Here is a 20343-nt window from a genome sequence, read left to right as displayed (position 1 = left end):
TTAAAGATGAGAAACTATCATGAGATACATCAGTAACTTGAATACCCCAAGTGCTTTTACATCTTTACTTTTGAAGCAGAACTTAATTCGCCTTTCATTTTCATTCAGGCTGAAGTTTTTTGAACCTAATTTCAAACCCTGTAATGTATTCTTGAGCTGTTCTTTGCTCTGTTTAGAAAGTTCGAGGTGAAGATATTCTGTTGGAAACAGTTTACTAATAAAAGACAGAAACTTTTTCAGTTGACGTTTTTCATTTATTTCAAAAATGAACTGAGCAGAATTGGGCTGAACTTTTTCAAGATAAATTGAGTAGATCGTATGAAGCTCTTTTTTATATTTACTTTGTACATTTGCATAACGCTCCTGGACATGGTGAATGACCTTTTTCTCCTCGTGATTGGTTGGCAACATGGTAACTAATGCAGCAGGAGTTTTCCTTAAAAAATCTGTGGTAAATAACCTCGATGATTTTTTTTGGTTTACACAGGAGGTTTTCAAATGCAGAGCTCTGGCACGTAATTTTTGCGCGATTTGCAAAGGAATGGCTTCAGGTAACAGAAGATCTTGCTCTTTTTCTACTGCAAGAATGTGATGCAATAGTTCAAAAGTCATCTCTGAGTCATGAGCTCCTAGCATCAGTGAATCAGGCGATTTCTGTTGTTCTGGTTGATATTGATGATCATGTTGCCTGTAACGGTCTTTAGTGAGTTGATCAAATAAAAACTGTTTGATCGCCCGTTGCTGTACAGGATATTTAATAGCATCATCATGTTTCAGAATATTGAAATAGGCTTCTTTAGGGAGTGGACTTTCGATTTGATTCAGTTGGTAGCTAATTGCCAGGTGCATTAAATGCAGATAGCTTGAACAGGTCGTTTCAGGGGTTAGGTGCCCGGCAAAATGAGAAAGTGCATACCAGGTTTGCTGAGTATTTCTGTTTCGTAGCAAGGCATAACGGATACGTAATTGCTCATGTGGGCTATAGTCAGTAAATGCATCTGCAAGAGTTGAGTTTTTTAAAACCAGGTAAAGATGATTAAATGCAGAATGGCGCAGACTATGGTAAGTAAAATTGTGTTCTCCAAAAACTGGCTGGATCAATTGTTTCAATAGGGAATTCACTTCATTTTCATGAGTTTCTTCTAAGGACTGTTTTAAAAACAGCGGTTGTGCAACTGATTTTCCTTGTTCTTTTAGCAGACGTTTTCTATTCTGACTATATGTTTTAAATGCATGTAATTCGTCTGCTTTAAGTAGATGATGCAGAGGAATCTTGCGGTAAGCAGAGTAGCTTTTTTGATTTTTATTGCGATTGTTGCGAATGGTGAGCATCACAGCATCTTCACTAATAAATAAATCACGTACAAAGATATTCAATGTTTCATTGATCCGTAGTCCGACTCTGAACCCCAGAATAAAAATCAGTTTAAATATATTTTTATCCTGAATCGAAATATCTTGAGTATTTTCGAGCCGCTGTAGCATGCCGTGAAAAATATGGGGCGAGATCAATGCGGTTCTGCAGATTTTTACCTGGATTAAATTATCCAGATCAACAGTGGGTGCGTTAAAAAATAAGGTCTGTTTGTGATGAAACTCCTGTAGACGTTTTTGTAAAGTCGCTCTAGTTGTTTCTTTCTTTAATAGAAGCATTTCTCCATACAGATCTTCAAAATCAGCATCTGAAAATGATGAAATATCTTTGTCTTGCGTTGCCTGCAGCCAATGGACTGCAAACTGTGAAAACATGGTCTTCAGAGAACTTTGCTTGAGCGGCTGAAAATCTGCACGTATAAGCTTGCGCTTAAATCGTTGCTGCTGCTGAATAATATGATTGAGAAGGTCTAGTTGAGGTTCCGTTAATTTTGAGCGTAGAATACTCCACAGCAGCAAACGTTCCAAGGCTGGAGATTGTTCTTTAGCATATAATTCTATGAGTTGATCGCTATAGTTTTTTGCACGAATAGCTTGACGTATTTCTACTAAAATATCGGCAACATCTAATGCAATAGTGACTTTAGACTGGTCTTGAGGGTTCTCATAAACTTTCTGAATCGTATGGGTAGGCGTGGGTTCAGGTTGGATAAAATAAGCTGCTAATTGTTTTTCAAGAGGACTGGAACTGTAAATTTCATTTTTTAAGATACAAATGGACATTTGATCCAGCCCGCTGTTTTTCAGGAACTGTGTATAGTAAAAACCGTATTTTAACAGGTCTTTACAACGCACCTTTTCCTCAGGGAAGCATTCAATAATACAAGCGTTAATCAGATGTTCTGCATCTTCAATATCCGAAAATAAATCAAATTTCTGATGTTTTAGTCTGTAGATCCAGCATTTCACAATATCGTGTAGCACAAACGTTTTTGTATAGCTGACTGAAAAATCAGGGTCATTTATACGCTGATTACCGAAATTCCGGTTCGGGATATCAAGTGAAACAATATGATTCAGGTTTAAAAAACTTTGAAATTTCTTTGTTTTGAAAAAGATTTTTAAAAACTTTTGTAGTTCGTTCTCATTATAAAAGCCATTGAATAATATGGTGCTGATCAAACAAAAAGCGAGGGATTGAGTTGGACTGAAGTCATTATGTTCTGTCCAGTGAGCAATCAAATTTTTGGCAAATTGAGTCACCCTTTTACCATGTTTTAAAGTCTCAATATTTTGCTGGGGTGGGGGGCTTTCATGACGAACAGGTGTTGCAGGAACAGGGTAGTTTTGATTTGATAAACGATTAAAACGCTTGATATATCTCGCGAATTCTAAGCGGGCTATTTTATGACTACGAGTACTAGATTTGTACTTTTCCAAAAGGCTATTATCGACTTGTCTATATACATCGGAATAGTTTTCAGGTGTAAGTTCTAGGCATTTCTCACTAAATAATTTAAGAAGAAATTCCTTATTTTTTATAAGTTTTTTTTGTCGTTTTAGGGAGTGTGGATGTCTGTTCATTTAATCATGATCCCGTTGAATGTCGACATACTTTTAAGCTCTAATATTTCAATTAGCTTATCTTGTGCTGTTCTGATTTGGTCGTAATCAGTCGCCTGAAAAGCTGAATAGCGGTCAAACAGTCCCTGCATTGCTTCGTCGTGACCAAAGATGCCTTTAACTACATCTTCATTGCAGTATTGTGCAAAAAAATAACGAGTAAAGTGGCGGGTCCAGTTGAGCTGAAGGGCTATTTCTGTACAGTATTTTTGAATATCAGAAAGTTCTAAATTTCGGATATATCCCTCAGGCTCGAAACATAAAAGAAAGGGACGCTTACCATCAAAAATTTCTTGAATTAGTTCTGTTTTAACTTGGCTAGCACAAGCTTTCATAAAATGCTGAAATTGTTTTAAATAACTTAGGTAGGACTGTATTTCATCTCGAAGAAAATCATTAAATGGCAGGTAGCGCCCAATCGTACCCGAATAACGTTGCTCTTTATCTGCAACAGCTACCAACCGGTTGTCGAGATCAAGATAATCGAGATTCGGGGGAAAGGCTTCATTTGGTCGTGCAGATGTCATAATCATGCAAACGTGCCATAGCCAAATTGAATAATATTTCAGTGTTTTAAAAGGGTTAGGGTTGCCCCGAACTTGCTGATCAAGCTGTTTAAAAAAGGATTTAACCAGTGGCAGGTCTGGCGTTTGCTGACTACCGAAAGTAACAGGGGATTTAAATTCTTCGATATAATTAGTGTCGAGCTGCGGGTAAACTAGGTAAAGTGTCTGGCTATAAATATCGAGGATATCAACAATTTTCATTGAATAGTAATGGCCTGGGGTGTAGCTATTAACGTTTTCTCCACTAAGTAATTTACTTTCCAATTCATATCCAAGTTCATTCAACGTAATATCACTGATTAAACGAGGAAGGTTTCGAGCTGTTAAGTGAAAAGTAAGGCCGTCACTGATTCTACGTAAATATTCTTGTACATCGGAAGCAATATCAGCTTTATCCCACTTTTTTAGTCGAAAAATCTGATCAAAATAAACTTTGGGTAAGGGGATGGTAAAAGAACTTCCTATATTCAGCATATATTCTTTTAATAAAGCATCTTTAAATTTAGAGTTATCAAAACTTTGCCGAAAATAGAAATTTTCAGGACTAAAAGTAATTTCTTTTCTTTTTGAGCTGAGACGGAAATGTTTCCGAAATACTAATAACTCTTCATAATGCGTCAAACTGAGTACTGAAAATAAAAGCAAGGCATGAATTGGAGAGGTTTCTGCCTGTTCAAACAAAATTCGTATAATATGCTGCGCGGTAGGCAAATCAAAAACACGAGGATTTGATTTGCTCATTAACTGATTCTTGTTTTGATGCAGAATTTTATTTTTGAGATTATTGATCTGAGCTGTAATAGAACATTGCTCTAGTGAGTTAAATTCAAAATTATGATCTTCAACTCTTTCTATAGTTTTATCCTCAGGTGGCTGTTTTGCTATACCGCGTTCAAAACAAGTCTGATGTATTTTTTCATCATCAAGAGACATTCTTGATGTCTTCTTAACATCAGTTTGAGGTGGTTCCTGGGCGCTTGAATTGCTTTGACGATGTCTTTTTTGACGCTCTGATTGAGTATATGCATATTGATAGATGACACGAATATCTGCCAGTTGGCCGATTTGCTCTTTACTCAAAATTTCTAGGGATCGGTTCAGCAGTTCTTTATTTTTCTTCTCTTTTTTATCTATAAAATCAATTAGATATTCTAATTCTAGAGGCAGAGAAGGTAGAAAATTATAGAGCCAATAGTATTGCTCGTTTGTGCTTGCTAAACGAAAACGCCTACAAAGATTAGCCACAGTAGCTGCATGTTCTTTGCTATCAAGTAATTCAATGCATTGAGTATTGAAAACGCCCCATTTTAGGGCATTTGATTGATATGCTGATGGAGTGTTGATCAGAGCCCGGAGATAATGCACCAATGGATATTTACTAATCGATAGATCAGTAGGATGCTGAGTCATAATTTTAATTAGTTTAACGACTTCAGTTGGTTGGATGAAATCATTGAGCTTAAAGAAGTCCTGATCATTTTCCAGTTTTGCTTCCGCCAGTGCTTGATAGAAGTCTCGAAATGGCTCAAGCTTTAATTCTTGAGTATCTTCTAAATAACGATATCCGTTCATGATTAAATTCCCGCCAGAATTTTTTCTAATGAAAGTGGGCCGGTATAATTTGAAATAGAACTTACTGGACTTTTGGATTTAGATAGCCCTGATAATTCTCGTAGATGATTGATAGTTAAAACTTCCTGACCGAAAACTTCCTGAAGATGTGCGGCTAAGTATTGTTCATTTAGCCAATATGCGATGATATCTAAGCCATGAATTGAGTGATGTAATCCGGAACACAGTAAGGCCCTAACTTCGCTTAAAGCCTGGATGGTGAATTGGTAGGAATTATTTTTCTCATAAGCTCTGAACTTAAATTCATTTTTATTCTTATTGTAAAAATAAGCATAGATCCAGCTGAAATGACTACTAAAAAAATAGTGATCAGGTGTTTTAGTGGTAAGGAGCGGGATTTCGATATTCTGTTTAAAAGTTAAATTCAAGTGATAGTTTTGCTGTTTATCACTCAGTTGGAAAAATAAAGCTATCCAGATTTGGTACGCATGCATACATTTTGGATAACACATTAATTTTAAGTTTTTTGAAGATACACGATGACTTTCAATAGCTTTTTTTTTATAGACATATGCTGATGTCTCCCCATATTTATGCCAAGTGGCTGAAAAATAAAATATAATATTCACGTACTTTTTATAGGGGAGTCAAGGGTTACGCACCCTATATTGTGTTATTAAATTGTAAATTTCACTATATATAGTGTTTTTAATCTTTTTAGCGGTAATTAAAACCCTATTGAATTATGTTTTTAGTAAATATTTAGAATGTTTAAGTTGGATTTACAAGGAATTGGATATGGAGATCAAAGAACTGAACAGATAGAAGTCGTTACAGATGTTGTATGTGATGTATGCAACCAATCAACGAAACTGGAGTTTGGCACTTTATCGGCGCATTGGGGCTATGGTTCTAAGCATGACGGTGAAAGATATGAATTGCAGTTATGTGAGAAATGTTTCTTTTATGCCTTGGCGACATTAAGAAAAGAGCGAGCAGATGAGTTTATGTTTGATGAAAATTTTGACCCTTCAACACTAGATGGGTTTGGGTTAAAGTGAACCTATCATCGCGACAGGTTCTAAGAATCCAGAAAATACTGATTCATATCCACGCTAGCAGCTTCATTTTTAATGGCGAGTAAGTGATTCAGGAAAAATATTGTTCTTTGCTTCAAGGTCACTGAGTTCTGAAAAGGCTTGAATACCGCCTGCAGCTTTAATTCCATCTAAAGCAACAGATAGAGCTTCCTGATCTGACGGGAATGTTTCATCCCATACCGTAGAAGTACCATTTTGGTTTACCACTTCCAGTGTCCAGTCACTATCGGGTAATCGATAAATTAGAACTTCAATTTGCTCATTATCCTCTTTTAAAATTTGAGACAAGGGAGAATCGATTAAATCATTTTCATCATAATCCATAGTACTGTCATTATCAGACATCAGCGGCAGCCTTTATTGTATTTAACATCCGTCCATAGTAATGAATGAATTAAATTTTGCCTAGCAGTGGATATTATGGGGTACAAAGAATGGCTAAATTCAAAAAATAACTGCTGATGCCTTTATGCGTCAGATTAATTTTTAATCCAGGTAGCAGTTTAATACTCTTGCGAAATCTGAAGCCCATATTTTTTCCATTTATAAGAACCAGTTTGGTTTCTATCTCAGTTGTCCGGATACAGTGAAATAAGAGTTTGATTCATTCATAGGACTGATCATTTGACTTATCTAGTGAAAAATCAGTATGTTCTTTAACATAAGATATTGGCTTTTAGACAATGAATCAAACATCAAATTATTACAATCAACATGCTCAAGCATTTTTTGAAAATACCTATCAGGTTGAAATGGAAAGTCTTTACGCACCATTTCTAAGATATTTGCCGGAACAGGCATTGATCCTAGATTTGGGCTGTGGCTCGGGGCGGGACACTTTGGCATTTAAGAAAAAAGGCTATCAAGTTGAGGCAATTGATTATTCTGCCGAGCTGGTTAAAAAGGCCAGGGAGCTGACCAATATTGAAGTACGTCAGCAAAGTTTTTATGACCTAGCTGAGAATAATAAATACGATGGTATTTGGGCTTGTGCATCTCTTTTACATTGTGAAAGAGATCGCCTAACTGAAGTGCTGGGGCTTATATTCAAAGCATTAAAGCTAAATGGTGTGTGTTACATGTCTTTTAAGTATGGCAATACAGACCGTGAGATAGAGGGGCGTAGCTTTACTGACTTGAATGAACAGCAAGCTCATGACTTACTTAAGCAGATCGATCAGGCTTTACTGTTACAACAATGGATTACTGTAGATAAACGTCCAGAGCGTACAGAAGAGTGGATGAATATTCTGATTAGAAAAGTGCAGGCTTAGATATGTTATTCAGTATAGCCGAAATACCAACCCCTCAAGAACAGTTGAAATTCTTAAAGCATATTCAGCAGATTTTGCAGTCAGGGACGTTTACTTCGACATATAAGTTTGCCTTACTGATAAGTATCACGCGTCTGGCGATTGAACAGGGGCAAGATACTGGTGCTGTCTTGCATTTGGACTATCAGGATATTGCGGAAAAGTTTATTGACCTGTACTGGAAACAGTCACTGCCGTTTCAGTTTAACCAGTATGAGCCTTTTACTATTCATCAAAGCACTGGTAAGCAGGCAAAGATCATCAGTGAAATCCAGAAAGCACAGCAACAATTCGAGACCTTGGCCGCGTTGAGAAAGGATGTACTTTACTGGAACAGGTTGAAGCGAGCAGTTGCAACAACGGTAAAGCAAATGCCGGTGGTGTATTTGCAGAATTTGAATGGTCAAACCATAGAGTTTCTCTATAGTCTTGAAGATTCCAAGCAGTCCCTCAAGCTGTTGCCCAAGGTGATGTATTGCTTAAGACAATTTAGTGAAATCATTGAAGAGTTGTGCCAGAAGCGCTGGATTGATTTTGTTCGGCTAAACAAGCAGAACCTAGTGGTACTGGATGGTTTGCCTGATCTAGATGAATTCATGTTTGCCCCAAGTCGCAATCAACTGGGGAAGGTCGCGGACTTCTTAATTGACGTACAGCAATGCCAGTGTTTTTACTGTGGCAAAAGCCTAAAAAATTCAAAATATGCCGTGGATCATTTTATTCCATGGTCATTATATCCTGCCGATACCGGACATAATTTTGTCCTGGCGGATGAAAAGTGCAACTCACAAAAAAGTAATTATTTGGCGTCAGAACAATTTCTGCAACAGTGGCAGGAGCGGAACTATCTACATGATCAATCTATTGTTCGGGAAATTTCTCAATTAGGTTTTTTAACCGATCTGCAACGTTCGCATCGGGTTGCCGACTGGGCGTATAAGCAGGCAATAGAGAATGAATATTTAGTCTGGCTAGATGGAAAAGATAAACATATATTAGGTGTTTAGTCCCATATCTGGAGTACTTTAATGTCTTTATTTTTCTGTAGTGAAGATTACTGGAGTAGGCTGCTATATAGTTTAGATTATGTCGGCTTTGTTGCATAAATATGTAAGCATCTGATTTAAATAAATTTAATTTTGGATCAAAAAATAATCAAAACTTTTAAAATCATATAGTTATGAAATCTTTGTGCAACAAAGCCGATTATGTCTCTATCTAGCGCCTGAATTGACAGATTACATCGCTTGACCACGACAATTCATGTCCTTGTCCACCTTTTTATTGCTGCATGTTTTAGAATTTTAGGTAAAATCATTTTATTAATGATTTACTTATTTGGACTCCTATAACAATGACCCAAGTACAACTGCAACAACTACAAAAACAACTTTGGAATATTGCCAATACTTTGCGTGGCACCATGGGGGCAGATGAATTCCGTGATTACATTCTGGGTTTTATTTTCTTTAAATATTTATCGGAAAAGTCGGTGAACTTTGCCAATGAATTGCTCGATGGCGAAGACCTCAGCTTTTTAGAATTAGATGAAAATAATGCTGAGCATGTGCCGTACATCGAAGAAATTAAAAAGAATGCCATTGCCGAAGTGGGTTATGCGCTTACACCAAAACAGCTATTCCATACCTTAGCCGAGCGTGGTCGTCAGGGCGAATTCATTCTGGATGATTTAACTGCGACCTTAAAATCAATTGAACAAAGCACGTTAGGCACCGACTCTGCCGATGACTTTGCCAACCTGTTTGAAGATTTGGATCTAAACTCGACCAAGCTTGGCAATAATGCCAGCGACCGTAATGCACTGGTGGCGAAAGTCCTCAGTCATTTAGATGATATTGATTTTGATATTAGTAATACCGAAGCCGATGTACTGGGGGATGCTTACGAATACCTGATTGGTGAATTTGCCTCAGGCGCGGGCAAAAAAGCGGGGGAATTCTATACGCCACAAACGGTATCGACTTTACTGGCGAAGATTGTCACCCAAGGCAAAGACCGTTTACGTTCAGTCTATGACCCGACCTGTGGTTCGGGTTCATTGTTACTACGGGTAAAACGTGAAGTCAAAGATGTCGATATGATTTACGGTCAGGAAATGAACCGTACTACTTACAACTTGGCACGCATGAACATGATTCTGCATGATGTGCATTTTGCCAAGTTCGACATCAAGCAGGAAAATACTTTAACCCGTCCGCAGCATTTAGATAAAAAGTTTGATGCGGTGGTGGCGAATCCGCCATTTTCTGCAAAATGGTCTGCCGATCCGTTATTTTTACAAGATGAGCGTTTTGCTTCTTATGGCAAACTGGCGCCAAGCTCCAAAGCCGATATGGCTTTTGTACAGCACATGCTGTATCAACTGGATGACAATGGCACCATGGCGGTGGTGTTACCGCATGGCGTCTTGTTCCGTGGTTCGAGCGAGGGCGTGATTCGTCAGTATTTGATTGAACAGTTGAACGTGGTGGATGCGATTATTGGTCTACCCGCCAATATATTCTATGGCACCTCGATTCCGACCTGTATTTTGGTGTTGAAGAAAAACCGTGAGCATAAAGACAATATTTTGTTTATTGATGCCAGCAATGATTTTGAAAAGCAGAAGAATCAAAACAAGTTATTGTCTGAGCATTTGGATAAGATTGTTGCGGCATTTGAAAAGCGTGAAAATATTGAAAAATATGCGCATGTCGCGACCTTGCAAGAAGTCAAAGATAACGATTACAACCTGAATATTCCGCGTTATGTGGATACCTTTGAAGCGGAAGCCGAGATTGATTTAGATGCGATTGCAAAACAGCTTCAAGCTTTGGAACAAGACAGCCAAGAGACCGATGCCATCATTGCAGATTTTTGCAAAGAGCTAGGCATTGTTTCACCTTTTGCGGAGGTGAAGTAATGTCTAGTCCAGCGTTAAGATTCAAAGAATTTGATGAAAATTGGAATGTTGAAGTTCTGGGTAATATTGTCCAGATTAAAAGCGGTTATTCTCCTAGCAAATACGAGTTACACGAAAATGGTGAAATACCATTTTTAAAAGTCGAAGAGTTAAACAACAGTAATAAATATCAAGAATATTCAAGATTTTATACTGAAACTTGTGCTGATGTAATTCCTAAAAAAAGTGTAATTTTTCCAAAAAGAGGGGCAGCTATTCTAAATAATAAAGTTCGTATCCTTAAAGTCGATTCTTTATTAGATAGCAATCTTATGGCTCTTATTCCACAAAATACTTTGGATGCTGAATATTTATATTATTTAATTAATAAAGTTGAACTTTATAAAATTGCTGATACTTCTACAATTCCTCAGATAAATAATAAACATATCGAACCATATGAAATTCATTTGCCAAGTAAAGCAGAACAAACCAAAATCGCCTCTTTTCTTTCCGCAGTGGATGAAAAGATTAGCCAACTGACTCAAAAACATGAGCTGCTGAGCCAATATAAACAAGGCATGATGCAAAGGCTGTTTAGTCAGCAACTTCGTTTTAAAGCGGATGATGGTAGCGAGTTTGGGGAGTGGGAGGAAATTGCTCTAGGCAAAATTAAAGGAGTTTCTATAGCTTCAGGGAAATCCTCACATGAAAAATTGGAATTAGCTAAATATTATTATTATGGGTCTACTGGAGTAATTGGGTATTCGAATGAATATGATTACCAAGGAACCCGAATTTTAATTGCACGTGTTGGACACAATGCTGGCTATATTTATATGGTTAGTGGTCAATATAATGTATCTGATAATACGCTAATTTTAGAATTACCATCAAATCTAGATTATATTTTTATTCGTGCATTCTTAGAAAAATTTCAATTAAATAAGTTAGTTTTTGGGACAGGTCAGCCATTGATTACAGGTAGTTTATTAAAGAAAGTGGTAATTCAAGTACCTTGCCTAGAAGAACAAACAAAAATCGCTAATTTTTTATCTGCCATTGATCAAAAAATTGAAGTGGTGGCAGAGCAAATTGAACAAGCGAAAATTTGGAAAAAAGGCTTGTTGCAGCAGATGTTTATATAGGTTTTGTTATGAAAAAATCCAGAGAACTTATAGCAATACATTCATCTAAACATAAATGGTTGCAAGATTTAGAAAGATTATTAAGTCAAATTGATCAACAAACTAATCAGTGTGGAGATACGCTGATTGAATGTAGTAAATCGTTTATAGAAGCGATAGCTAAAAATATTATTTTAAAACTTAGACCGTATGAAAACGCTAAGGATATTAATTTATTGGATTTAGGGCGCTTGTTTAAAAAAGCTAAGGAGTGCATTTACGAACATTCAGCAATTGAAAATGTAATGCCAAAAAGCGACATAGAAAATTACTTTTCAGCACTTAATCAATGGATACGTTTTCTGGGGGAGATGAGAAATAATGTTGGTGAGATATCTCACGGCAAAATTCTTCCAAAGAGTTATTCAGTTGGAGTGGAATTAGCTCAGATTATTGCACAAACAACAGATCGATTATCATATATATTGCTTCTTCTTCTGCTTAAAATTGATCTCTCTTACACACAAAGTTACCGTTACGAGGAGTATCCTGAATTTAATAATTTTCTTGATGAGCAATTTGAATTGCCTAGTGGTTTAAGTTATAGCAAGGCATTGTTTGAGCAAGATTATGATGCGTACTCAGAAGAGTTAGATAATTATCTTGATGCGCAAGGTATCGAAGTTGCTTAAATTTTTATTATAGATAATCAAGATTGACGTGAATAATTTAAAAGATTAGAGGGTTAAATGACAGTACAAAGTGAATATCAACTTGAAAACGAACTAATTGATCAACTCAAACAACTGGGTTATTCATCAGTGACGCTCAAGGACGAAAGCCAGCTACTGTCCAACCTGAAAACCCAGATTGAACGTGCCAATGGGCTAGCACCACTGTCAGAAACTGAATGGAAACAGGTCATCAGTTTTTTAAATACGGGCACAGTATTTGAGCGCGCCAAAAATCTGCGTGATCTGTTCCCAGTCAAATTTGATGATGGAACCAGTAAACACCTTTTTTTCCTGTCTGATGATCCTAGCAAAAATATTTATCAGGTCACTAATCAAATCACCATCGACCACCGCGACTATAATGGCAGAACCAGCCGTTTTGATGTGACTTTACTGGTCAATGGTTTGCCTTTGGTACAGATCGAGCTGAAAAAACGCGGCATGGAAATCGCCGAAGCCTTTAATCAAACCCAACGCTATATTCGTGAAGCCTATTGGGCAGGGCAAGGGCTATTTGGTTTTATTCAGCTGTTTGTGATTAGTAACGGTGCTAATACCCGTTATTACTCCAACGGCACCACAGGCATCGAGTTTGCCTTTCCTTGGGCGGATGTCCATAACAAACATATCAATGAAATTGTCGACTTTGCCGAAGCTTTTTTAAATCAGCAGCATCTAACCCAAATGCTGACCCAGTACATGGTGCTGCTAGAAACCACCAAAAGCCTGATGGTGCTGCGTCCCTATCAGATTTATGCAGTACAGAAAATTGTGGAGCATGTGCAAAACTCCGATCAGAACGGCTATATCTGGCACACCACCGGTTCAGGCAAAACCCTGACCTCATTTAAAGCCAGTCAGATCATCATGCAAATGCCCGATGTTGAAAAGGTCTTGTTTGTGGTCGATCGTAACGACCTCGATACGCAAACCTCACGCGAATTTAATGCTTTTAAAGCCGACAGCGTCGACAGCACAGATAACACATCGACCTTGGTAAAACAGCTCGATCAACGTCATGACAAACTGATTGTGACCACCATCCAAAAGCTCAATCGGGCCATCAGCACTGAACGTTATTTAGAATCGATTGATTATCTTAAAAATAAAAAAGTGGTCTTTATTTTTGATGAATGTCATCGCAGTCAATTTGGTGAGACCCATCAGAACATCAAAAAATTCTTCAGCAATGCGCAGATGTTTGGTTTTACCGGTACGCCTATTTTTGAAAAGAACAGCCAAAGCAAAGCAGGTTTAAAACTCACCACAGATTACCTGTTTAATGAGTGTTTGCATAAATACGTGATTGTCGATGCCATCCGTGACCGTAACGTCTTGCAGTTCCAGATTGATTATCGTGGCAAATACACCGCCAAAGGCATGGCGACGAATGAAAGTTATGAGGAAGATGTAGAAGGCATCGATACCAAAGAACTGTATGACAATCCGCAACGACTGGAAATGATTGCCCGCTACATTGTCAGTATTCACGATACCAAAACCCGTAATCGTGAATTCACCGCAATGTTCTGTGTCAGTTCGGTCGAAACACTGACCCAATATTACGACCTCTTTGAAAAGGTGCAGGCCGAAAAGCAAATTGAAGATGAAGCACAAGGTCGGATATTTAAACCGATGACCATTGCCACCATCTTTTCCTATGCGGCAAATGAGGCTGTACCGACTGATGACTTAACTGGCTTGATTCACGAAGAAGCCGCAGATATTCCAACTCAGGTCAATTCATCCAGTCGGGATAAGCTGGATCGATACATTGCCAATTACAACCGACAGTTTAAAACCAACTACAATTCTGGTGATCAATTTTATGCGTACTACCGCGACATTGCACAGCGCGTAAAAAACAGACAGATTGATATTCTAATTGTGGTCAATATGTTCCTCACGGGCTTTGACTCTAAGCCGCTAAATACCTTGTATGTCGATAAAAACCTAAAATATCATGGCTTGATTCAAGCATTCTCTCGTACCAATCGTGTCTACAACGATAAAAAACCATTTGGCAATATCATCTGTTTCCGTAACCTAAAACGTGCAACGGATGAAGCGCTGGCACTATTTTCCAACAAAGAAACGACCAAGATCGTCCTTGTTCCAAGCTATGCGGAAATCGAACAGGATTACCAAGCAGCGGTGAGCAAATTGTTTGCCTTAACGCCCAATTACCAATCAGTCGATGATCTTGTCACTGAAGAACAGCAACTCGAATTTATTAAAGCTTTCCGTGAAGTGATGCGCTATAACGCGCAATTACAAACTTTTATTGAATACGATCAAGACCAAACACAACTTGATAAGCAGCACTTTGCAAACTTCGCCTCTAAGTATGCTGACCTATGTCGTGCCGTTAGAAAGACCACCAAGAGAGACAAAGTATCGGTACTGGATGATGTCGATTTTCAACTGGATTTACTGCATAGTGATCGCATTAATGTTGGTTATATCATCAACCTGCTACAGCTTGTTGTTGATACAGACTCAGAGGACAAGCGTAAGAAGTACCAAGCGCAAATTTACGATTTAATCAGTAGCGATATTAGCTTGCACGATAAGCAAGACCTCATTCAAAAATTCATTGAAGAAAACATGCCGAAGATGATCAACGGCCAAAGCGTCCAAACAGCTTTTTCTGAATTCTGGGATGCTGAAAAAGAACAGGCCTATCAGCATCTTTGTAAAGAAGAAAACCTGAAACCAGAAGCCATGAAGCAGGTTCTGGAGCATTATGAGTTCACCAAACGCCTACCACGTAAGGAAGAATTGAAGGACTTACCAAACTATAAGGTTAAGCTGTTTGAGCGGGAGAACGTCTTCACTCACTTGATGGTCAAGACACGTCAGTTGATTGAAAAGTTTTATGTGGGATTTTAATTGAGGTAAGGCTTTGTTGCACAAACCTAGCTTAGAAGGGGCGCATACCATTGCGTAGCAGGATCAAACCAAATGGCAATATTTCCGCGACTCATGAGTGCTCGGTTATATGCGGGCCAATTGGTTGTGCGGTAGATTTTGTGTGTAGGCTTCTTCATTTGAAAATTATATCGCTGAAAAACCCTTTACAGATAGGTTTGTGCAACAAAGCCACTTAATTTAAAAAAGAGATAAGTTAAAAAGAGCCGTCTAACAAGGCTCTTTTTTGCAAGCAGTATTAAGTAATCCTTTGATCTGCCCAGTAGCATGGAACAATGATCAGGCTATTTTCATGCAACCTTGACCATAATCGGACACCTAAATCCCGCTGCATATTTTGGACTGTGAAATTGGAAATCAGCAGGGTAGATTTCATATTGTCATAACGACTATATAAGACCTTATGCACCATCTCCAGGCGTTTTTCATGCCGGTCATGCAGGCCATATTCATCAATCACTAATAAATCAAAGCTGGAGAAATGGTCGATGACTTCCTTTTCAGAGCGTGAAGCATCTGACCAAGTGTCCATCATTTTTTGAGCAATTTCTGCACTGGTATAGTAGCGTGCAGATTTTGTACTGTTATGCAGAATGTTGCGAATAATTGATGCACTCAGATGGGTTTTACCTGTACCTGGTGTACCAATCATCAACATGTTCGGGTTGTGGTCAGAAATAATCTGCTGTGCAAAGGCCTGACATAGTTTGATGGTATTGTCTTGTGCAGGGCATGCAACTACATAATTCTTGAAGCCACGATCCAGGTAGCGTTTATTGAGCCCTGAGTTTTTGATTTTCTGTTGTAGCAATCGCTGTTGCAACTCATCTGCATAGGCTGCATGTGAGTGATGGACGGTTTCTTTGGCACACAATTTACATAGCTTGTGACCAGCGATTTCCATCAGGGGTATATGATGGGTAGGGCAAAGTGTTTCCGTTGTTTCTGTGCGAAACTGGAGCGTTTTAAGCATGGTATTCATGATCACTCTCCTAAATCCATTTGGAATTTTCTAAAAAATCCTCATTTTTTTCTTCAAAATTTGAAGATGAAGATGAAGATGAAGATGAAGATGAAGATGAAGGGCATGGTTCAAGCATGACTTGAGTAATACTCGGGTTCTTCTCAGGAGCTGCTTGAGCATTTACTTTTCGTTGCTTGGCTGATGCTTGAGCATTACTTGCGGATTTCCCCCAACGTGCTTGAGCTGCATTTTTAGCTTTATCAGATTTCATTTGCTGATTTTGCAATGCCTGGCTTTTTAAACTGGTTAAAAAACTTGAAAGAATTTGTTCAGATTCGACTTCAAATAATTCTAATGCTGTCAGCGTATTCAACAAAGTTTTAGCCTTGGTATGCTGCGGTAATTTCGTGATGCTGCATACCGTTGCTAAATCATGAGGAATAGCTCCATTTTTCCAGAAATCCATCATTAACAGCAGTGCCGCACCAATTTGTTCTGCTGTCATTCGTGCAAATTTCGCCTGTAGGTCGCCAATATAGAGTGGCATCCAAATTGAAATATCTTTATGCATATGTTCACCTTTTTATAGGTATAAAGGGGCTACGGTCATCGATTTGATGACCTTTTATGTTTGTTTTATGAGTGAGCGAGACTCATTAAGCGGACACGGGCCTGTTGAGCTAAGTCATCGTAATGAGCTTGCCCTTCATCCAGCATTCGCTGTAGCCAAAGTCTTAATGCTTGGTGATCATCGAAGCATTTATTGATTTCCAGCAAAAAGGCCAGATTGTGCAGTTTCGGAATGTGTAGCTCATGGATTAATTCACGAGCGACCATATCTGCTTCAGGGCTGATCACCACACCACCAAAGAAAGCTTTACTATTCATGTGCAAGCTCCTCTGTAGTGAGTCTCTCCAGCATGGCTTCAAAAGCACTGCCATCGCGACGGGTAACATTCGGAATGTAGCGGCTATAGACCCGGAACAACATTTCAGTGGTTGAATGCCCCAATTGGCGAGCGACCCATTCTGGATTTTCACCTGCCGCCAACCAGAGCGTTGCTGCTGTATGACGTGTCTGATAAGCACGACGAGGCGTTAATCCTAAAAAGCGTAGCAGAGGATGCCAGACACGCTTGTTTACCAGACGATAATCGAGAGGTCCACCATCACGATTGCAGAATACAAACTCTGATTTACCATTATTTAACATTTTCTGTTGCAGAAAGGCCTGATAAACCCGATCACTCATTTGGATGGTACGGTCAGAACCATAAGTTTTGGTTCCACCAAGCTCGCCATTTACTAACGCTTCTCTGATATGGATTTCACGACGCTGTAAGTCGATATTTTTCCATTGCAGACCATCGATTTCACTGGTACGCATACCCGTAAAAAAGCGAATGGTGTAATAGGGGCGGAAGTCTTCACGCACTGTGGTAAGAATTTTATGCACCTCTTCCAGAGAAAAAGGTGTGACTTCAATCTTGTTTTCCTTCAGATTGTTAATATTTTTATAAGGCGACTCAAACTCGTATCGTTCAGCCGCATCATTGAGTATCATACGTAAAGGCGTCATGATTTGATTGATCCTCGATGCTTTCAGACTTGTTTGATCTTTTCCGTGTGTCACTTTGGCGAGAGAGGCACGGAAGTTCAGCAAGTCTGACTTCTTGATTTTCGAGAGAACCTGATTACCAAAAGCAGGAATCAAATAGTTTTTGATCACAATTGAAACCTTTTGCTGATATGAGGTTCTCCATTCAACTTGTTTCTGCTTAAACCACAATTCAGTAAACTCTTTAAAAAGAGGAACTTTGGTCTGTACAGCAATTTGCTGACTTCTTTTTTCCTTAAACTCCTCAACACGGTTACTTTTTGGAAAGTACTTTTCGTATTCAAAAGTTCCCAAAGTAATTTCAGCTTCAAGCTGTTCGAGACGTTTTTTCAAAATGCGTCGGTTATAAGCATTGTCTTCAAGATTGGTTGTCTCTCTACAACGAATGCCCATGTAGCGAAAGTCGGCAATCAGTTTGCCACTTCGTTCCCGGATGGTAGCCATCAGTTAAACCTCCTAAGCCTTATTGCAAGGCATCCATGCTTAAACCGGTGAATTTAAGCATTTCAGTTTCAATGCGTTCCCAAACAAAAAGAATTTTTCGACCACCAAAAGGACGGATGTAGTGAACACCTTCAATAAAGACACTGTCCTTCAGTTGGTTGCGGATAGTACGAGCGTCGTACTGGATTTTTTCAGCCAGTTGCTGGGCTGTGAGATAGGTATATGACATAATAGAGCCTCATATTTTTTACTAGGTAACTAGGAAAAATTATTCCTAAGACATAAATTATCATATTTTTATGTTGTTGCAAGTACTTTTTATGATTTAACTAGGAAATTTTATGATTATCTCAAACTTGGCGGTTTTATTAGCAGAAAGGAAACTTAAGGTTGCTGATTTGGTGAGAAGTACTGGAATTAATAAATCTACTTTGCATAAACTTTATAATGATGAATCTGTACGGATTGATTTTGAAACCATTGATAAAATTTGTATTGCATTAGATGTAGAAGTGGGCGATTTATTGATTTTTAAGAAAATTGATAATAATCAAAATGATAATGGCTAGTTTGGTCACAAATGGTCACATCAAAAAGTGAAATGGTCACAAATCCTTGATCGTTTGGTAAAAAAACACCTTGTTTGGAAGAGAACTGGGTGATTTTTGCCTTCAAAAAAGCTCTAAAATTGGTGATCGATTGAGGACATTTAAGGTCAATTGAGACCATTTTTATTGTCGTGGGCACGCCATGGTCACATCTTGGTCACAAAATACAAATTACATTAAGAATATTTTTTATTGAATCGAAGAACAAAGGAAGAAGAGTTTTTAAAAAATATAATAAAATCAACAAGAAAAAAGCCCCAATCTTTCGATTAGGGCTTTTTGAATTTGGAGCGGGAAACGAGACTCGAACTCGCGACCCCAACCTTGGCAAGGTTGTGCTCTACCAACTGAGCTATTCCCGCAGGGTCGATCAATTTTTTTACTTTAAAAAATGAACAAAAAAGAATTTGGAGCGGGAAACGAGACTCGAACTCGCGACCCCAACCTTGGCAAGGTTGTGCTCTACCAACTGAGCTATTCCCGCATGCGGTGTATAATACATTATGCAAAAACAGGGTCAATAACTTTGTGAAAAAACTTGTGCTGATTGCATAAATAAAAGCCATTTTGACCAAGGTTTAGATGATTTCTGCTGTGAAATCAGCCAATAGCGGCGGTTCAAGCGGGAAAAAGGTGGTTTTCAGCCGGTCGCCACAATATCGCAAAAAGAACAGGGTATACTAAGATCAATCTCAGGCCTTTTTGGATGCATGATCATGAGTATAGAACAACAACTGATTGAACGCTTACACACCCTGAACCCGACACATTTAGACGTGGTGAATGAATCTTCTGGCCACGGCGGCTATTATCCGGGGAAGGAATCTCATTTTAAGGTGGTAATCGTTAGTGAACAGTTTGCCGGTTTACGTCTGGTGCAGCGTCATCAACAAGTCTATGCCGCGGTCGGTGATCTGTTAAGTCCAAGCAAGATTCATGCGCTGGCAATTCATGCCTTTGTTCAGGATGAATGGCAAGGACAGGATACCTCAAGCCCGGAATGTGCCCACGCCCCGAAACAATAACCCGGAACAAGAAATAGAGATCAGAACAGTTCATGGAAACCCAACTTTTACTTAAAATTATTCATATGACCAGCATCAGCGTATTGCTGGTCATTCTGCTGGCCCGTGGCCTGACCTTATTTAAAGGCGTGCAGGGCAACCAGCCCAATCCGGCCGGACGCACACTATGGGTGACGCTACAACATTTATCGGTTACGCTGATAGTAGTAACCGGAATTGTGCTGCTGGCATTAAAGGATTTTCAGGTCGAAACCTGGTTTTATGCCAAAATCATTTTATTCCTGGTGATGCTGTCTTCGTTAATGAAAGCCTACCGTAAAACGGACAGTATTTTACTGGTGCAACGTCGCGCCGGCTGGGGCATAGCCCTGGTTGCACTGCTGGCGATTATCGCGCTGGTGATGATCAAGCCAAGTTTTGGTTAATTGTTCGACAATAATGT

The 20343-nt window shown here is 38.7% G+C and carries 18 protein-coding genes, 2 tRNA genes and 3 pseudogenes; 10 read left to right on the top strand and 13 right to left on the bottom strand.

All coding sequences use genetic code 11. From position 1 onward, the window contains the following. Genes P253_RS13275 through P253_RS13265 form a run of 3 tightly spaced genes read right to left on the bottom strand, consistent with a single transcriptional unit; the run spans position 1 to position 5764 of the window. Entirely contained in the window at positions 1–2958 is a 2958-nt protein-coding gene (locus P253_RS13275) for a tyrosine-type recombinase/integrase (protein WP_016658944.1), read from the bottom strand. After that, entirely contained in the window at positions 2955–5135 is a 2181-nt protein-coding gene (locus tag P253_RS13270; RefSeq protein WP_016658945.1) for a hypothetical protein, read from the bottom strand. The genes P253_RS13275 and P253_RS13270 overlap by 4 nt, the downstream gene beginning before the upstream one ends. Before the next feature lie 2 nt (positions 5136–5137). After that, positions 5138–5764, bottom strand: a complete 627-nt coding sequence (locus tag P253_RS13265) for a hypothetical protein (protein ID WP_223235077.1) — start codon at positions 5762–5764, stop codon at positions 5138–5140. A 169-nt stretch (positions 5765–5933) separates the two neighbouring features. On the opposite strand from P253_RS13265, the pseudogene P253_RS13260 reads away from it, so the two are divergent. Then, positions 5934–6196, top strand: a pseudogene (locus tag P253_RS13260) (hypothetical protein). Between the two features lie 69 nt (positions 6197–6265). Here the strand turns inward: P253_RS13260 and P253_RS13255 are convergent. Beyond that, on the bottom strand, positions 6266–6580 hold the full coding sequence (locus P253_RS13255) for a hypothetical protein (RefSeq protein ID WP_016658948.1): 315 nt from the start codon (positions 6578–6580) through the stop codon (positions 6266–6268). A gap of 109 nt (positions 6581–6689) precedes the next feature. Beyond that, positions 6690–6767 (bottom strand): annotated as a pseudogene (locus P253_RS15580) (DUF4236 domain-containing protein); the annotation flags it as partial. Positions 6768–6918: 151 nt separating this feature from the next. Between P253_RS15580 and P253_RS13250 the strand changes: the two are divergent. The 6 genes from P253_RS13250 to P253_RS13225 all read left to right on the top strand — a co-directional run bounded on the left by P253_RS13250 (position 6919) and on the right by P253_RS13225 (position 15203). Continuing rightward, on the top strand, positions 6919–7509 hold the full coding sequence (locus P253_RS13250) for a class I SAM-dependent methyltransferase (RefSeq protein ID WP_016658949.1): 591 nt from the start codon (positions 6919–6921) through the stop codon (positions 7507–7509). 2 nt (positions 7510–7511) lie between these two features. Beyond that, the gene (locus tag P253_RS13245) at positions 7512–8555 is read left to right on the top strand and encodes an HNH endonuclease (protein WP_016658950.1); all 1044 of its coding nucleotides are present in this window, start codon (positions 7512–7514) and stop codon (positions 8553–8555) included. A gap of 347 nt (positions 8556–8902) precedes the next feature. Further along, the gene (locus P253_RS13240) at positions 8903–10471 is read left to right on the top strand and encodes a type I restriction-modification system subunit M (RefSeq protein ID WP_016658951.1); all 1569 of its coding nucleotides are present in this window, start codon (positions 8903–8905) and stop codon (positions 10469–10471) included. Continuing rightward, positions 10471–11598 carry a restriction endonuclease subunit S gene (locus P253_RS13235; RefSeq protein ID WP_016658952.1) on the top strand — a complete coding sequence of 376 codons (1128 nt, stop codon included), beginning with the start codon at positions 10471–10473 and terminating at the stop codon, positions 11596–11598. Before P253_RS13240 ends, P253_RS13235 begins: the two co-directional genes overlap by 1 nt. Before the next feature lie 8 nt (positions 11599–11606). Next, complete coding sequence (locus tag P253_RS13230) at positions 11607–12269, top strand: hypothetical protein (RefSeq protein WP_016658953.1); 663 nt, start codon at positions 11607–11609, stop codon at positions 12267–12269. A 57-nt stretch (positions 12270–12326) separates the two neighbouring features. Then, on the top strand, positions 12327–15203 hold the full coding sequence (locus P253_RS13225) for a type I restriction endonuclease subunit R (protein ID WP_016658954.1): 2877 nt from the start codon (positions 12327–12329) through the stop codon (positions 15201–15203). A gap of 41 nt (positions 15204–15244) precedes the next feature. Here the strand turns inward: P253_RS13225 and P253_RS15805 are convergent. The 6 genes and pseudogenes from P253_RS15805 to P253_RS13200 all read right to left on the bottom strand — a co-directional run. Beyond that, positions 15245–15361: pseudogene (locus P253_RS15805) on the bottom strand (IS5/IS1182 family transposase); the annotation flags it as partial. A gap of 119 nt (positions 15362–15480) precedes the next feature. Continuing rightward, positions 15481–16224 carry an ATP-binding protein gene (locus P253_RS13220; RefSeq protein ID WP_016658955.1) on the bottom strand — a complete coding sequence of 248 codons (744 nt, stop codon included), beginning with the start codon at positions 16222–16224 and terminating at the stop codon, positions 15481–15483. A gap of 10 nt (positions 16225–16234) precedes the next feature. After that, a complete protein-coding gene (locus P253_RS13215) occupies positions 16235–16777 on the bottom strand; it encodes a DUF1376 domain-containing protein (protein WP_016658956.1) in 543 nt (180 codons plus the stop codon). Positions 16778–16842: 65 nt separating this feature from the next. After that, positions 16843–17094 (bottom strand): hypothetical protein, encoded by a 252-nt coding sequence (locus P253_RS13210; protein ID WP_004835501.1) that lies wholly within the window; start codon positions 17092–17094, stop codon positions 16843–16845. Further along, on the bottom strand, positions 17087–18268 hold the full coding sequence (locus P253_RS13205) for a site-specific integrase (protein ID WP_016658957.1): 1182 nt from the start codon (positions 18266–18268) through the stop codon (positions 17087–17089). Before P253_RS13205 ends, P253_RS13210 begins: the two co-directional genes overlap by 8 nt. A 19-nt stretch (positions 18269–18287) precedes the next feature. Further along, complete coding sequence (locus P253_RS13200) at positions 18288–18497, bottom strand: hypothetical protein (RefSeq protein ID WP_000122748.1); 210 nt, start codon at positions 18495–18497, stop codon at positions 18288–18290. A 112-nt stretch (positions 18498–18609) separates the two neighbouring features. Here P253_RS13200 and P253_RS13195 point away from each other — a divergent pair, with 112 nt between their 5' ends. After that, positions 18610–18837, top strand: a complete 228-nt coding sequence (locus P253_RS13195; RefSeq protein WP_016658958.1) for a helix-turn-helix domain-containing protein — start codon at positions 18610–18612, stop codon at positions 18835–18837. Between the two features lie 325 nt (positions 18838–19162). On the opposite strand, the gene P253_RS13190 is transcribed toward P253_RS13195, so the two are convergent. Next, a tRNA-Gly gene (locus tag P253_RS13190) sits at positions 19163–19238 on the bottom strand. Between the two features lie 46 nt (positions 19239–19284). After that, positions 19285–19360 (bottom strand) — tRNA-Gly (locus tag P253_RS13185). A 232-nt stretch (positions 19361–19592) separates the two neighbouring features. On the opposite strand from P253_RS13185, the gene P253_RS13180 reads away from it, so the two are divergent. Then, on the top strand, positions 19593–19901 hold the full coding sequence (locus P253_RS13180; RefSeq protein ID WP_016658959.1) for a BolA family protein: 309 nt from the start codon (positions 19593–19595) through the stop codon (positions 19899–19901). A gap of 32 nt (positions 19902–19933) precedes the next feature. Continuing rightward, complete coding sequence (locus P253_RS13175; protein WP_016658960.1) at positions 19934–20326, top strand: SirB2 family protein; 393 nt, start codon at positions 19934–19936, stop codon at positions 20324–20326. Positions 20327–20343 lie beyond the last annotated feature (17 nt).

The organism is Acinetobacter indicus CIP 110367, assembly GCF_000488255.1.
Classification (GTDB): Bacteria; Pseudomonadota; Gammaproteobacteria; order Pseudomonadales; family Moraxellaceae; genus Acinetobacter; species Acinetobacter indicus.
This window is presented reverse-complemented; position numbering and strand designations above follow the sequence as displayed.